Source organism: Flavobacterium sp. GP15 (genome assembly GCF_014281985.1).
GTDB lineage: Bacteria > Bacteroidota > Bacteroidia > Flavobacteriales > Flavobacteriaceae > Flavobacterium > Flavobacterium pygoscelis.
This window is the reverse complement of the sequence record NZ_JACFTC010000001.1, coordinates 229,924-244,270: the sequence shown is the minus strand read 5'-3', so window position 1 is coordinate 244,270 and position 14,347 is coordinate 229,924. Positions and strand designations below refer to the sequence as shown.

Below are 14,347 nucleotides of genomic sequence, written 5' to 3'. Positions count from 1 at the left end.
GTTGTAACCTAGAAACAGTAGTGTTTTTAAATTTAATCAGATTCTCCCTTTTACGAAAGTGTATATTTAGTTAAATTTAGATTAATAAAAACCAATTGTGTTTTCTTAATTTGTTATTTTGTTTAAAATTAAATTAAAATGATCTTTCGTTTCGCGCTCCTCTTTGTTATTGTTACTATTGTCGAATTATATACTTTTCAAGCCTTAAAAACGCTCATAAGGTCGAGGCCAGTTTTGATCGTAGTAGAGAGTTTGAGTATTTTATTTCTGATATACATTGTTTATTCTTTAATGCAATTTGATCGTAGTGTAGGTCAAACGCATCAAACAATGATTACGATGGCCCTATTGCTGATCGTTTATGTGCCAAAATTAATTTTGACGTTATTTTTATTAGGCGAAGACATTTTTAGATTAGGTGCCGGAACCGTTAATTACTTTATTAATTATGATAAAGAAGCTGATTTTTTTGAATCGCGACGCAAGTTCGTTAGTCAAATTGGTATAGGAATTGCTACAATTCCATTTCTGTCTTTGATTTACGGTGTCACTGTTGGAAAATATAATTACAAAGTAATAAAACAACGTATTTTCTTTCCTGATTTACCAGAAGATTTTGATGGTTTTACTGTTACTCAAATATCAGATGTTCACAGCGGTAGTTTTGACAATGCTGAAAAGATAAATTATGCAATTGATTTGGTAAATGAGCAAAATTCAGACTTGATTTTGTTTACCGGAGATATTGTCAACACACATGCAACTGAAATGCATCCTTGGATTGAAACGTTTAATAGAATAAAAAAACACGCGTATGGCAAATATGCGGTACTTGGGAATCATGATTATGGTGAATACGTAACATGGCCTAATGAAACAGCAAAAGAAGAAAATTTCAAAGCAATTAAAAACTTATATGGTCAAATAGGTTTCGATTTGATGTTGAATGAACATACTTTTATTCAAAAAGGGGATTCTAAAATAGCATTGGTAGGAGTAGAGAATTGGGGTCATAATTTTAAGCAAGCAGGAGATTTAAACAAAGCTGCGGGAGTATTGCAAAAAGAAGATTTTAAAATTTTGATGAGTCATGATCCCTCTCATTGGGATCATGTAGTACAACACGATAAAAAACATTACCAATTAACACTTTCAGGTCATACGCACGGTATGCAATTTGGTATCGAAATTCCTGGCTATTTTAAATGGAGTTTAGCACAATATGTTTATAAGCAATGGGCAGGTTTGTATGAGCATATGGGGAGATACGTATATGTAAATAGAGGTTTTGGATTTCATGCTTATCCTGGAAGAGTAGGAATTATGCCCGAGATTACCGTTATAGAACTAAAAAGAGGTAGTGGAATTGCCTAATTTAATTTCTATTACAAGTTTAAAATGATAATATAATAAATAAAAAAAAACTGGTTAAAAATATTATATTTGATATTTATTAGCTTAAATTTTTCATTTTTGATCTTTTTTTAGTATTATGCAAGTTCTAATTCTATTAATAGTAGTAAATTAGCGTATATGATTCCCAAAATCTAAAAGATAAACAGACCTTATTATGAAAAAAATTACTTTAAAACGCAACTTTTGGATTTTTGCATTTATGTTTTGCATGGTGCAATCTTATGCCCAAGTAGGAATAGGAACTATAACACCTAATGCTAGTGCTATGCTAGATGTTTCTTCGACCACGAAAGGAATGTTAACTCCTAGAATGACCACTGCTCAAAGATTAGCCATTACAAGTCCTGCTCCAGCAGATGGATTAATCGTTTACGATACAACCTTAAAATCATTTTACCATTATACTACAGCTACTAATTCTTGGGTTAAATTGAACACAGATACTAATGGTAGGTTAAATTTTAAAAGAATAAAATCTACAGATGTGTTAGCAACTGCTTTAGCAGATGAATTAAGTGCTGGCGGTGGTAGTAAATATATTTTGAAAACCAATTATTTGTACGAAATAAATGGAACTGTTGTTCTTGACAAACCCATAGATTTAAATGGTGCATATATACAGGGTCTTGATTCTGGCGATGACATTTTATTTTCGACAGGCAATATTTTTGATGGTGCAACAGGAGGTACAATATCTAGACTTACCATTAGATCAACTAGTGGAAAAGTTTTTAATATTAGTGGTGCAAGTACTGAAAATCTAATATTTAGAGATTGTATTGTTGCCAATTCTGCTAATGTTGGTTCTATAAATGGTTTAGGATTAGTTTTTATTAGTACTGTTCAATTTTCTGGGAATACAACTGGAATTACATACAGTAATATCAGTCAATTGCTATTGAGTAATTTAGGATGGTTCGGAAATAATACTGGGACTTTCGAGAAATTAACTGGAACATTTGGTTTAGTACAAAAACAAGGAGGTTTTTCTGAAGTTAATGTATCAGCAATTGGATTTGATGTATCTACAAGTGGTCTAGCAATTACTGGTGACGCAGTTATGGAAAGTGTAGTTTTTACAGGTAACAATCCAAATGGATATATAAATAAGTATACTTCTGGAACTTATGGAGGATATAGTTTTAATAATAGCTGGAGCGTTAGGTGTGCAGGTATTCCTACAGAAAGTGATGCGGTTGCCTCAGGTGACTTTGGAGCAGATTATGCTCCTCCTGGCGGGCTTGGAATTAATATAACTGATTCTTCAACTAAATATAAAATAGCGGCAGTAAGTACTTCTTCAAGTTTATTTAGGTTTTCTTGTGATAATCTCTCAAAGTTAACTTACTTAGGTAAAAAGAAGAGGATTTTCCAAATTTCTGGATCTATTTCTTTTCAAGTCCCAGCTACAGGTATTTATATAATTTATTTGGCTAAAAATGGGGTGACTTTAGATAATTACAAAGTTTATGGTAAAGGTAATTCTGTAAATGATTTTGTTGTGATACCATTGAATGCATCCACAGAAATGAAAGTTAATGATTATATCGAAGTATTTATTCAGCGTTTTTCAGGTAGTAATGGCAATGTAATTGTACCAAACATGACGGTTATAATTAAATAATTACTTATTTTTATCTAAATTAATTTATCAGAAATTATTTTTAATTTTTAATAAAAAACTATTTTTTTACTACAACAACTGATTTTTAATTACTTTTAAAAATAAATAAATTTTTGAGTTTATGTCAAAATTTGGAGAACTTATAAATACGCAAGTCCCCGTGTTAATTGATTTTTACACCGAGTGGAATGAACCGTCAGTATCTATGCATCCTGTAATAAGAGATGTTGCAGCTGCTCTTGGAGATAAAGCAAAAGTTATTAAAATAGATGTTGATAAAAATCAAGAGTTGGCCGAGGCACTTCGTATAAAAGGAGTACCCACTTTAATGATTTATAAGCAAGGTGAAATGATATGGAGGCAGTCGGGTGAGTTAGATGCTAATACTCTTATCGGTATTGTTCAAGATCAGTTATAGCATTTTATAAAATACCACAAGTAAAATTATTTTGTTTTAAATATTCCAATGTTTTGGGTAATGCATATTCTAAATTATTGGAAGCTTTGACGCTGTCATGAAAAACAATAATGCTACCTGATTTTATATTGGTCAATACGTTTTCTAAACATTTTTCTTTAGAAATAGATGGATCAAAGTCGGCACTTAATATATCCCACATTATTATTTTATATCCTAATTGCCTAATCGCTCTAGATTGGGCAATTTTAAGCTTTCCATAAGGCGGCCTAAAGAGTTTTGATTGTAATTTTTTCTTTTTTTTAAGACTGTGTTGCAATTTTTCTTCACACTTCTTAATGTTATCTAGATAGGTTTTGTTTTTTGTTTTCCAGCCGTTCAAATGATTGTAGGTGTGGTTTCCTATACCATGACTATCGTCTTCAATTTTTTTAAATACCGCTGGATTTTTATCGATATTATCGCCAATGCAAAAAAAAGTGGCTTTAGCATTATATTCCTTTAGTTTTTCTAGAACCCACAGAGTAACTTCAGGAATTGGTCCGTCATCAAACGTGAGATAAACTGTGTTTTTAGTATTGGTTTTATCCCAAATAAACTCTGAAAATAGCTTTTTAATTATCCAATGTGTCTTTATCCAATATAATTTCATAATTAGAATAATAGAAAATAGTAATTAATTTATAAAACGACTTGCTGAAAATAAAAATGAGTTAATTAGAAATGATTGCAGTTGCCTTTATTTCTAATTAACTCATTTTAAAATTATGTAAAATAATTACTCCTTTTCACGTTCAAAACGCTCGAACATCTTTATGTAAGTATTAAAAGTAATTTTATTTTTATTGTAGAAATCTAAATCTCCATTTTCCTTCATCACTTGCAATAAACTTCTGTAGCGCTCAATGTCAATAATAATTGGTGTAGCTATACTACTTTGTTCTGAAGCTTTTAGCTTGCCGTAATAATTAAGGTTTTCTTGGTATTTACCAATAAGCTTTTGGAGTAATTGTTGTGCTTTTTGTTTTTCTCCAATTTTATAATAGCCGCCAGCGTAAGGTTCGACTAAGGAATAATATCCAAAATTATCAATAGGCATTTTTGTCATAGCCAAATCGATTATTTTTTTAGCTTTATCTTTTTTTCCTTCAACAATCAGCTGATTCATTAATCTAGAAAGATAAGAGCGATAATTAATACTATTTTTTCTTGTTTCTGGGTCATGGTATATTTTCGGACTATCGCTATTTCCCCAATCCCATTCCATTACTTTAGAGTACATCTTATCAGCATCTACTTGACCCATTTCTAGTGGACTAGCATCTTTTGCTAAAGCTGTTTTTACAGGTACTAATTTATAAACCATTCCTTCTAATTGCAGGTATTCCTTCATCCAGATGTAATCTTCATTGTCAAAAGCACCACCGCTAAAATAAATTGGTCTTTTCCAATTGTTGTTGGCTACAATGTCAAGCATCATTAACCTGTTTTTATATAATGCGTTTCCTTTAATGTCAATATCAATATAAGGAACAATAGAATCGTTGAATTGCGCAGAAACTACTTTGTTTTTTATAATTATGTTTTTATCAACAGGAATTCTAATTTTATTGGTTGGATAAAAATGAATAGTTTGTCCGTTTTGCATTTCAATTGTAGATTTTGGATTTTTGATAAAGTCCATAAAATCTTTTATATCCCATCGACTTTGTACCTTAGGAATATAAGCTACATAATCCAGATTATCACCTACATATTGATCGTGTGTAAATGAAATAGGCAAAGGATCTGCTTCGTAGGTTTTAGTCTTCATCTGATCAATATACCAATCAGTCATAAAAAGACTAGTATTTACTATTTTAACATCAGTTCTAACTCCTTCTATCTCTTGGGCATACCATAAAGGAAATGTATCATTATCACCAATTGTAAATAATATAGCGTTAGGGTCACAAGAAGTAAGATATGCTTTTGCAATTGCAGTAGCAGTATATTTTCCAGAACGATCGTGATCATCCCAGTTTTGAGAAGCCATTAGTACTGGAGCGGCTAATAAACTTGCCACAATAATCAGCGGACCTGCTATTTTGGGAGCTAAATATTTTTGCGCACTTTCATATAAGGCATAAACTCCAAATCCAATCCAGATCGCAAATACGTAAAAAGAACCAACTAAGGCGTAATCTCGCTCTCGAGGTTCAAAAGGCCTTTCGTTTAAGTAGATTTTTAATGCTATACCGGTAAAAAGAAATAAAGCGAGTAAGACATAAAAGCTTTTTAAATCTTTGTTAGCGTGATACATTAATCCAATAAGTCCCAGAATAAACGGTAAAAAGAAATAGACATTACGACCTTTGTTATTAAGTACATCAGACGGTAAGTTATCTTGACTTCCTAAATGTAAGTTATCTATAAAGGAGATCCCGCTTAACCAGTTGCCATCTAAGTAATCATACCTTCCTTGAATGTCGTTCTGACGGCCAACAAAGTTCCACATCAAATACCTCCAGTACATATAACCAAATTGATACTCGACCATAAACCCAAGGTTGTCTACAGTTGTAGGCTTATCAACAATTAAATAATTACTATAGCTTTTTAGGAATTTGATATACCCTTCGTTGTCAATCTGTTTTTGGGCATAAGCATGTCTAAATTCGTTTATCGTTTTTTCAGTTTCCTGTTTCAGTTGAGCAATTGCCTTATTGTAATCTTCTTCACTTAATTGGCTAGCATCAATACCGTATTTAGCTAAATCCTCTTCATACGGATAATCAGGGTTAAATCTGAAAGTAGGAGGATTGGTAAAGTTCATGTAGTTTTCAATATGTCCATCACTCCACATTCTTGGTAAAAATGTTTTATGATTATCATCAGAATTTTGTCCGGCATTTTTGTAATTATTTACAATAACATATTTTCCTGTTTTATAATCTCTCTCGTAGTTAGGAGCTTTGTCAAGGTAAGGGTTGTTTTTGTCAAGTCCTGCAAAATTCTCTGTGTATTGAGGTCCGTAAAACAAAGGATTTACACCGTATTGTTCTCTGTTATAATAGGCTAGAACTTCACGCGCATCCGAAGGTTTATTTTCATTAATTACAGTATTTGCATTTGCACGCACCGGAAGCATAATCCAAGTAGAGAAACCAATCAAGATAAAAAGGATACAAAGTATAAGAGTATTGTAAGTTACTAACCCTTTTTTATTGGTGTATTTTAAACCAAAGTAAAACAAGGCAATTAACAAAATAGCTACAAAAAGAGTTCCAGAATCAAAAGGTAAACCTAAACTGTTAACCATAAAAACTTCTGTTTCTCCAAAGAATCCCATTGTCAAAGGCAATAGCAGTTTAAAAATAAAAAGTAAGATTCCAACAACAACAATATTTGCAATAATGAAATTTTTAATCGTTACAACTTTATAATTTTTGAAAAAGTAAAGAAATCCAATTGCAGGAATTGTTAACAAAGCCATAAAGTGAACTCCAAAAGAAAGTCCAACTACAAGAGATATAAGTAGCAACCATCTGTTTCCTCTTGGTGTGTTCATATCTTGTTCCCATCTTAAACCTAACCAGAATAGTAATGCAATAAATAAAGAAGCCATTGCATAAACTTCTGCTTCAACGGCATTAAACCAAAAGCTATCTGAGAATGTGTACGCTAGAGCTCCAACAAATGAGCTTCCTAATACAACGATATCGTTATTTTTATTGGTATTATTTTCTAATGTTTCGTTATTTTTTGAATCAGAAAAACGAGCAACAAGTTTTCTTAAAATTATTGACGAAGACCAAAACAAGAATAAAATGGTAAAGGCACTAGAGAAAACTGACATCATGTTGACCATTAATGCGATTTTTGTGCTACTTGTAGCAAACATTGCGAAAAAAGCACCAATCATTTGATATAGAGGAGCTCCAGGCGGGTGTCCTACCTCTAGTTTTGCAGCGGTAGCTATGTATTCGCCACAATCCCAAAAACTCATGGTTGGCTCAACTGTCAAAGTATAGGTTAATAATGCGATTCCAAATGTAAACCAACCAATGATTGTATTCCATTTATTGAAATTGAAACTTGCTTTAGCCATGTCGAAAATTTAATTTAAATGTAAGCTACAAAGAAAATGTTTTTTTGTTTATAGAGGTAGTCATTAACAAAATTTTCTGCAAAAGTAATGTATTTTAATAAAGCATTGATTATGAATATCTTTCGTGGAGTTGGCAATATTGATTTTTGAAAAAGTGATTTTTTTTTGATAAAAAGTTGTAAAAAGTTTGTGCAAACTAAAATTTATTCTAAATTTGCACTCGCTAACCGCAATACTGGTCTATGGTGTAATGGTAACACAACTGTTTTTGGTGCAGTCTTTCTAGGTTCGAGTCCTAGTAGACCAACAAAAAACCCCTCAAATTTGAGGGGTTTTTTTATGGAATTTAATCAACTACAATTACTTTTTTTTAAATCGCTTTTTTTTAATTTATTAAAGTTTTGAAGTTTTGCTTGTAATGAAGTTTTAAATTTTGAAAGTGATAACAGGTTTGCTAATATGATTTACTAAATCCTCACTGATACTTCCGTTAAAAAAATGTGCCAATCCTGTTCTTCCGTGGGTACAGATCCCAATTAGATCGGCATTTATTTTTTTGCTGAAATTTTTAATACCGTTTTCGATATTGCTGTCATTGAATAAATGTAAAGAGTAGTTTTCTATTTCATAGTTTTTAACGAATTCATTCATTTTTTGCTCCGCTTCTAGTGTGTTTTTAAAGCTGTTTGGAGTTGAAATTGTTACTAAGGATAAATTTGCGTTGAAAGCTTTGGTGAATTCTAGCATTTTTTTGAAGGGTATTACGGTTTCTTCTGAAAAATCTGAAGCAAATACGAAGTTTTCAAACTTTAGATCTTTTGCGTCTTTTTTTATCACTAAAACAGGTACTTCAGACATTCTTACTACTTTTTCGGCATTAGAGCCAATGAGTATTTCTTCCATTCCTGAGGTTCCATGAGATCCCATTACGATTAGATCGATTTCATTTTTCTTGTTGAATGTTAAAATCCCATCAAACGCCTTTTCAAACTGTACCGAAGTGTAAATTGTAAGTCCGTCTAAGTAAGGTTGCTCAGTTATTTTTTGTAATTTTTCATTTGCTTTTTTTATAAACAACATTACTTCAGGAATGCTGCTTCCTGCTGTAATAGCATCGTTCATTTGGTTAGGTAAATCTAATAAATGCAACAAATAGATTTCTGAATTGTTTTTTTTGGCGATTAAAGCTGCTGTCTTTAGTGCATTTTCTGCATATTCAGAAAAATCAGTTGGGACTAAAATGCGTTTCATAGTTAAAAAGTGTTAAATTATGGAGAAAATACTTATTTATTTCCGTAAATAAAGGTAAGGATTTTTTTTAAAGCAACCGATTATTTTAGTTAATAAAAAAAAACACTATATTTGCACCGTTATTTATTAAAATCTAGATAATGAGGGGACTAATATGTCCCCTCTTTTTATAAAAACTATGACATTTAAAGAAAAAGTAAATACGTTATTGGTAGATTGTCTTTTAGAGAAGCCATCAATATTTTTGATAGACCTTGTGGTAACTGATGCTTTTAAGGTAATCGTCAACTTAGATGGTGATGATGGAGTTGCATTACAAGATTGTATTGATGTGAGTCGTTTTATCGATAATAATTTAGACCGAGAGGAGCAAGATTATTCTCTAGAAGTAGCTTCGGTAGGAGTTGGATCACCACTGAAACTAGTAAGACAGTATAAGAAAAATATAGGTCGAACATTGATTGTTAAGACTGAGGGAGAAATAATTGAAGCTGAATTAGTGGATGCTAATGATGATTTTGTAGTTTTGTCTTGGAAAGCAAGAGAGCCTAAAAAGTTAGGAAAAGGCAAGGAGACAGTTCAAAAAGAACTTAAGTTGCCTTATGGAAATATTAAAGAAGCAATTGTTACAGTAACATTTTAATTAAAGAATTCGCATGGAAAACTTAGCATTAATCGATTCATTCTCAGAGTTTAAAGATGATAAACTTATTGATCGTGTAACGCTTATGGCAATTTTAGAAGATGTATTTAGAAATGCATTGAAGAAAAAATACGGATCAGATGATAATTTTGATATTATTATCAATCCAGACAAAGGCGATATGGAGATATGGCAAAGAAGGGTTATCGTTGCTGATGAAGACTTAGATTTTGATCATCTTGAAATCACTTTAACAGAAGCTAGAAAAATTGAGCCTGATTTTGAAATTGGTGAAGAAGTTTCCGAAGAAGTGAAATTAATTGATTTAGGTAGAAGAGCAATTTTAGCTTTGCGCCAAAACTTAATTTCAAAAATTCATGAACACGATAATACAAATCTTTACAAGCAATTTAAAGATTTAATAGGTGATATTTATACTGCTGAAGTGCACCATGTGCGTCCAAGAGTAGTTATTTTGGTTGATGATGAAGGAAACGAAATCGTTTTACCAAAAGAAAAACAAATTCCTTCTGATTTTTTCCGCAAAGGAGATAACGTTAGAGGAATTATCGAAAGTGTCGAATTGAAAGGAAATAAACCTCAAATTATTATGTCTAGAACTTCAGAGAAGTTTTTAGAAAAATTGTTTGAACAAGAAATTCCTGAAGTTTTTGACGGTTTGATCATGGTGAAGAAAGTAGTGAGAATCCCAGGTGAAAAAGCAAAAGTAGCTGTAGATTCTTATGACGATCGTATTGATCCTGTTGGAGCTTGTGTTGGTATGAAAGGTTCTCGTATTCATGGAATTGTTCGTGAATTAGGAAATGAAAATATTGATGTTATCAATTATACAAGTAATATTCAATTGTTTATTACTAGAGCATTAAGTCCAGCAAAAGTTTCTTCTATCAAAATTAATGAGGAAACAAAAAGAGCAGAAGTTTTCTTGAAGCTTGAAGAAGTTTCAAAAGCTATTGGTCGTGGTGGGCATAATATAAAATTAGCGGGTCTTTTGACTGGTTATGAGTTAGATGTTATTCGCGAAGGCGATGTTGCTGGTGCAACAGCTGATGAGGATGATGTTGAATTAACGGAGTTTTCAGATGAAATTGAAAGCTGGGTTATTGAAGAATTCGCAAAAATTGGTTTGGATACTGCAAAAAGTATTTTGAAACAAGATGTGGATGATTTAGTGAGAAGAACAGACCTAGAAGAGGAAACGATTTTAGATGTAATGAGAATATTGAAAGAAGAATTTGACAGTTAGTCAATAGTTCTTCAACGATAAACATGCCGCTTTACAATGAATTCTTGCTCGGTAGGTATCGGGTTAGAAGTAAAGCGAGGAATAACAAAAAAGATAATAATAAAAAGGTTTTATGTCTGAAGAGAGAATTATTAGAATAAACAAAGTTTTAAGGGAATTGAATATTTCTTTGGAAAGAGCTGTGGATTATCTAAAAGATAAAGGAATTGCTATTGAGTCAAATCCAAACACAAAAATTTCTGATGATGTATACAATGTCTTGTGCGGTGAATTTGCAGGCGACAAAGGGAATAAAGAAGCTTCTAAAGAAGTAGGGGAAGAGAAAAGAAAAGAAAAAGAGGCTTTGCGTTTAGAGCGTGAAAAAGAAATTGAAGACAAGCGTAGAGCGGAAGAAGATCGTCTAAAACAACAGGAAGTTATAAAAGCGAGAGCGGTTATATCAGGTCCAGTTCAAGTAGGAAAGATTGACTTAAGTCCTAAGAAACCTTCAATTATTTCTCCAGCAAAAGCTGTAGAAAAAGTAGAAACTCCAATTGCTAAAGCTCCTGAAGTGAAGCAAACGGTGAATGAAGCTACTCCTGAGAAAGTGTCAGTTGAAAAACCGGTACAAGAAAAACCTTTAAGCGAAAAAAACGCTTCAGACAAAAAAGAGGTAAAACCTGTTGTTGAAATTAAAGAGGTTAAAGAAGACGCATCAAAAGAAGTTGCTCCTGAAGCAAAAGCAGTTGCTAAAGCAGAAGTTGTAAAAACTGATGAAGCTCCAGTTGATGAAACAATTACTACACAATATCAAAAATTGTCTGGTACTACTTTGACAGGTCAAATTATTGATTTATCTCAATTCAACAAGCCAAAAAAGAAAAAAGAAGAGCCTAAGATTACTCCAAATAAACCGGGAGCTCCAGGATCTGCAGCAGCAAATGCTAATAAAAATAAACGTAAAAGGATAGCTCCTAAACCGGGTGCTCCTAGACCACCTGCGACTCCTGGAGTTCCTGGTGCACCAAATCCTAATAAGATTACTCCTAATGTAGGAGGTGGTGGTTTTAATGCAAATAGAAGTGCTAGACCTGGTTTTGTAAAAGGAAATAGACCTGCTATTGTTGCTAAAGTTGAGCCAACAGAAGAAGAAGTTAAAAATCAAATTAGAGAAACTTTAGAAAAACTACAAGGAAAAGGTGGGAAATCTAAAGCGGCTAAATATAGAAGAGATAAAAGAGATACGCACCGTCAGAAATCAGATGATGAGCAAAGAGCTATTGATGAAGGAAGTAAAACTATTAAAGTTACTGAATTTGTTACTGTAGGGGAGATTGCTATTATGATGGATGTGCCAATTACTAAAGTTATTGGTACGTGTATGTCACTTGGAATCATGGTTACCATGAACCAGCGTTTAGATGCTGAAACATTAACTATTGTAGCTGATGAATTTGGTTACGAAGTTGAGTTTATTACGGTAGACATTGAAGAAGCGATTCAAGTTGTTGAAGACAGAGAGGAAGACTTAGTTTTTAGAGCGCCTATTGTAACTGTGATGGGTCACGTCGATCACGGTAAAACATCTTTACTAGATTACATACGTAAGGAAAATGTTATTGCAGGAGAATCTGGAGGAATTACACAGCACATTGGTGCCTACGGAGTAACATTAGATAACGGACAAAAAATTGCATTCTTAGATACTCCTGGTCACGAAGCGTTTACCGCGATGCGTGCACGTGGAGCTCAAGTTACTGATATTGCTATTATTGTAATTGCTGCTGATGATGACATCATGCCGCAAACAAAAGAAGCAATTAGCCACGCTCAAGCAGCAAATGTTCCTATAATTTTCGCTATCAACAAAATTGATAAACCTAACTCTAATGTTGAGAAAATAAAAGAGAAATTAGCAGGTATGAATTTACTTGTTGAGGACTGGGGTGGTAAAATTCAATCACATGATATTTCTGCAAAAGTAGGAACAGGTGTGAAAGAGTTACTAGAGAAAGTTTTGTTAGAAGCAGAATTGCTTGATTTGAAGTCGAATCCAAATAAAGCAGCACAAGGAACAGTTGTTGAGGCTTTCTTAGATAAAGGAAAAGGATATGTTTCTACAATTTTAGTTCAAAATGGTACTTTAAAAGTAGGAGATTATATGCTTGCAGGTAAACATCATGGTAAAATTAAAGCCATGCATGATGAACGTGGTAATATTGTAACTGTTGCAGGTCCTTCTACTCCAGTATCCGTTTTGGGTCTTGATGGAGCAGCTACTGCAGGGGATAAGTTCAATGTGTTTGAAGAAGAAAAAGAAGCGAAACAAATTGCTTCTAAACGCTCTCAATTAATGCGTGAACAATCAGTACGTACACAGCGTCATATTACTTTAGATGAAATTGGACGTAGAATAGCTTTAGGTCAATTTAAAGAATTGAACATTATCCTTAAAGGAGATGTTGATGGATCAGTTGAAGCATTATCTGATTCGTTCTCTAAATTATCTACTGAAGAAATTCAAATTAATATTATACATAAAGGGGTAGGTGCAATTACAGAGACTGACGTTATGTTAGCTTCTGCATCAGATGCAATTATTATCGGATTTAATGTTCGACCTGCCGGAAATGCTAGACAATTAGCTGATAAAGAAGAAATCGATATCCGTTATTACTCTATTATCTATGCTGCAATTGATGACTTAAAAGATGCAATGGAAGGAATGTTAGCTCCTGAAATGAAAGAAGAAGTTCTGGGTACTGCTGAAATTAGAGAGATATTCAAAATTTCTAAAGTAGGTTCTATTGCAGGTTGTATGGTTATGGATGGTAAAATCGTCAAAAATGCTAAAATGCGAATCATTAGAGAAGGCGTTGTTGTCTTCACAGGTGAGTTGTTAGCATTGAAACGTTTCAAGGATGATGTAAAAGATGTAGCTAAAGGTTATGACTGTGGTATTCAAATAAAAGGATACAATGATATCGAAGAAAGAGATGTTATTGAGTCATATCATGAAGTAGCAATCAAAAAGAAATTGAAATAGTATTTCATTCTATTTTTATATAAAAATCCCGATTCGTCGGGATTTTTTGTTTTTAACGATATAGGTTAATGTATTTGTTTGATTTTTTAAATTTCACTAACAACTAAAATTTTTTTATTTTCTTTTTTATAAAGTTTACTGTTAGAATACTAAAATTATTATGCAGATATGACTCTCCTTTTTTATTTATGATAGTATGTGAGTTTCTGCTTTTATATGTTGAACACACAAGAATTATATTGGCTTTTTTTAGCACTTAATAAATCTATTTTATTTTATCCTGAATAATTTCAAATTTCATCAATTTTTTTGTTTTGTCATTTGATTGCTATTAACGAAAAAAGAATAAAAATAAAATTATATGTAGTTGTAAATATTTAAATTGGAATGATACTAAAGTTTTAAAATTTGGGTTGTATTTTATATCATAGTACCTTTTTTTAAACATTTTGATTGAATTTTTTTATCTACAACACAGATTTTTTTAACAATTTTTTATACTTAAAAAACTGGGATTTTATTTTAGACTAATTGTTCTATTATTTTTTTTTATAAATGTTACTTCTTGCTTAGATAAAAATTCAATTAAAAAAGTAATTGATTTAGACGATGT

The 14,347-nt window shown here is 32.1% G+C and carries 9 protein-coding genes and 1 tRNA gene; 7 read left to right on the top strand and 3 right to left on the bottom strand.

Going from position 1 to position 14,347, the window contains the following annotated elements; translation table 11 throughout:
- Nucleotides 1-138: 138 nt before the first annotated feature.
- From H2650_RS01075 to H2650_RS01065, 3 genes are all read left to right on the top strand, one after another.
- A complete protein-coding gene (locus H2650_RS01075; protein WP_188048908.1) occupies nucleotides 139-1,374 on the top strand; it encodes a metallophosphoesterase in 1,236 nt (411 codons plus the stop codon).
- 196 nt (nucleotides 1,375-1,570) lie between these two features.
- On the top strand, nucleotides 1,571-3,040 hold the full coding sequence (locus H2650_RS01070; RefSeq protein ID WP_188048907.1) for a hypothetical protein: 1,470 nt from the start codon (nucleotides 1,571-1,573) through the stop codon (nucleotides 3,038-3,040).
- Between the two features lie 121 nt (nucleotides 3,041-3,161).
- On the top strand, nucleotides 3,162-3,458 hold the full coding sequence (locus H2650_RS01065) for a co-chaperone YbbN (protein WP_188048906.1): 297 nt from the start codon (nucleotides 3,162-3,164) through the stop codon (nucleotides 3,456-3,458).
- A 4-nt stretch (nucleotides 3,459-3,462) separates the two neighbouring features.
- Here H2650_RS01065 and H2650_RS01060 read toward each other — a convergent pair whose 3' ends face one another.
- Nucleotides 3,463-4,110 (bottom strand): polysaccharide deacetylase family protein, encoded by a 648-nt coding sequence (locus H2650_RS01060; RefSeq protein ID WP_188048905.1) that lies wholly within the window; start codon nucleotides 4,108-4,110, stop codon nucleotides 3,463-3,465.
- A 126-nt stretch (nucleotides 4,111-4,236) separates the two neighbouring features.
- Entirely contained in the window at nucleotides 4,237-7,548 is a 3,312-nt protein-coding gene (locus tag H2650_RS01055; RefSeq protein WP_188048904.1) for a DUF2723 domain-containing protein, read from the bottom strand.
- A 236-nt stretch (nucleotides 7,549-7,784) separates the two neighbouring features.
- Between H2650_RS01055 and H2650_RS01050 the strand changes: the two genes are divergently transcribed.
- Nucleotides 7,785-7,855, top strand: a tRNA-Gln gene (locus H2650_RS01050).
- 119 nt (nucleotides 7,856-7,974) lie between these two features.
- Here H2650_RS01050 and H2650_RS01045 read toward each other — a convergent pair.
- Nucleotides 7,975-8,799, bottom strand: coding sequence for a universal stress protein (locus H2650_RS01045; protein WP_188048903.1), 825 nt, complete (start codon nucleotides 8,797-8,799; stop codon nucleotides 7,975-7,977).
- 178 nt (nucleotides 8,800-8,977) lie between these two features.
- Between H2650_RS01045 and rimP the strand changes: the two genes are divergently transcribed.
- The 3 genes from rimP to infB all read left to right on the top strand — a co-directional run bounded on the left by rimP (nucleotide 8,978) and on the right by infB (nucleotide 13,734).
- Nucleotides 8,978-9,442 (top strand): ribosome assembly cofactor RimP, encoded by a 465-nt coding sequence (rimP, locus tag H2650_RS01040; protein ID WP_188048902.1) that lies wholly within the window; start codon nucleotides 8,978-8,980, stop codon nucleotides 9,440-9,442.
- Nucleotides 9,443-9,455: 13 nt separating this feature from the next.
- Nucleotides 9,456-10,709 (top strand): transcription termination factor NusA, encoded by a 1,254-nt coding sequence (gene nusA, locus H2650_RS01035; RefSeq protein ID WP_188048901.1) that lies wholly within the window; start codon nucleotides 9,456-9,458, stop codon nucleotides 10,707-10,709.
- 112 nt (nucleotides 10,710-10,821) lie between these two features.
- Entirely contained in the window at nucleotides 10,822-13,734 is a 2,913-nt protein-coding gene (infB, locus tag H2650_RS01030) for a translation initiation factor IF-2 (RefSeq protein ID WP_188048900.1), read from the top strand.
- Nucleotides 13,735-14,347: the final 613 nt, after the last annotated feature.

Excerpts from the sequence above, each read along its gene's own strand:
- nusA (WP_188048901.1), top strand. The coding sequence starts at position 9,456 with ATGGAAAACTTAGCATTAATCGATTCATTCTCAGAGTTTAAAGATGAT.
- H2650_RS01060 (WP_188048905.1), bottom strand. The coding sequence starts at position 4,110 with ATGAAATTATATTGGATAAAGACACATTGGATAATTAAAAAGCTATTT.
- infB (WP_188048900.1), top strand. The coding sequence starts at position 10,822 with ATGTCTGAAGAGAGAATTATTAGAATAAACAAAGTTTTAAGGGAATTG.
- rimP (WP_188048902.1), top strand. The coding sequence starts at position 8,978 with ATGACATTTAAAGAAAAAGTAAATACGTTATTGGTAGATTGTCTTTTA.
- H2650_RS01075 (WP_188048908.1), top strand. The coding sequence starts at position 139 with ATGATCTTTCGTTTCGCGCTCCTCTTTGTTATTGTTACTATTGTCGAA.
- H2650_RS01070 (WP_188048907.1), top strand. The coding sequence starts at position 1,571 with ATGAAAAAAATTACTTTAAAACGCAACTTTTGGATTTTTGCATTTATG.
- H2650_RS01045 (WP_188048903.1), bottom strand. The coding sequence starts at position 8,799 with ATGAAACGCATTTTAGTCCCAACTGATTTTTCTGAATATGCAGAAAAT.
- H2650_RS01055 (WP_188048904.1), bottom strand. The coding sequence starts at position 7,548 with ATGGCTAAAGCAAGTTTCAATTTCAATAAATGGAATACAATCATTGGT.
- H2650_RS01065 (WP_188048906.1), top strand. The coding sequence starts at position 3,162 with ATGTCAAAATTTGGAGAACTTATAAATACGCAAGTCCCCGTGTTAATT.